The sequence below is a fragment of the Leisingera sp. ANG59 genome (genome assembly GCF_013317235.1).
Classification (GTDB): Bacteria; Pseudomonadota; Alphaproteobacteria; order Rhodobacterales; family Rhodobacteraceae; genus Leisingera.
Genome location: NZ_WLCM01000098.1, coordinates 1 through 1,053, shown reverse-complemented (window position 1 = coordinate 1,053; position 1,053 = coordinate 1). Strand labels below are relative to the sequence as shown.

2 protein-coding genes are annotated in these 1,053 nt (G+C 61.5%); one reads left to right on the top strand and one right to left on the bottom strand.

Annotated features, from left to right (window positions below; translation table 11 throughout):
- Positions 1-337: DDE-type integrase/transposase/recombinase (locus GKC28_RS26075; protein ID WP_174149835.1), on the top strand; the 337-nt coding region annotated here is incomplete at its 5' end.
- A gap of 208 nt (positions 338-545) precedes the next feature.
- Here GKC28_RS26075 and GKC28_RS26070 read toward each other — a convergent pair.
- On the bottom strand, positions 546-1,053 hold a 508-nt coding region (locus GKC28_RS26070; protein ID WP_174149834.1), incomplete at its 5' end, for a biotin/lipoyl-containing protein.

Below are 1,053 nucleotides of genomic sequence, written 5' to 3'. Positions count from 1 at the left end.
ACTGGTTGCAGCCTATGGCGAACCGCGTGTCGTGATCACGGACAAGCTGCGCAGCTATACCAAGCCGATCAAGGCCATCACGCCGGACGCCGACCATCGGGCGCACAAGGGGCTCAACAACAGGATCGAAGGGTCACACCGGCCGACGCGAAAGCGGGAAAAGATGATGGGTCGGTTCAAGTCACCACGCCAGGCGCAACGATTTCTCGTCGCCCACGACCAAATCAGTACGATCTTTCGTCCCCGCCGCTATCGCCTTTCCACTCTCTCCTACCGCCATGCCAGAGCCGACGGGTTCAAGCTGTGGGAAGGTTATGCTGCCGAACTATCGGCCTGATTACGCGGTCTCACGCTTTTTCCAATCCACGGCAGATAACTTGGCAATGCCCCTCATTGTATTCGGCCCAGTTCGTCACACGGTACTTTGCCTTCGCAAACTTATCCCGCCGCGACGCGTTGAATTTGAAAGGCATCCCAGCATCCCGCAGTCAAATCGAAGGACCAGCTACGCATCGGAAACGATTTGTGCAACACGCTCCCGCAGATCAGTCCTCGAATTCCACCAGCAGGCCCTTGGCGTCGATCTGGCCGCCGGGCTGGACATGGACGGCCTTGACCACCGCGTCGCGCTCGGCGTGGATGCCGGTCTCCATCTTCATCGCCTCGATGGTCAGCAGCAGATCGCCTTCATGCACCTGCTGGCCCACCTGCACCGCCACCGTGGCCACCACGCCCGGCATCGGCGCGCCGATGTGGCTTGGGTTGCCGTGCTCGGCCTTCGGCCGGGCCTGGGTCAAGGACTTCACCAGGCGGTTCGGCACCCGGATCACGCGGGGCTGGCCGTTCAGTTCGAAGAACACCTTCACCTCGCCCTTCTCGTCGGTCTCGGAAATCGCCTGCAGGCGGATTTCCAGGGTCTTGCCCGGATCGATCTCGGCGGTGATCTCCTCGCCCGGCTCCATGCCATAAAAGAAGGTTTTGGTCGGCAGGGTGCGCACCGGGCCGTACTGGCGGTGGCGGCCCATGTAGTCCAGGAACACCTTGGGGTACATC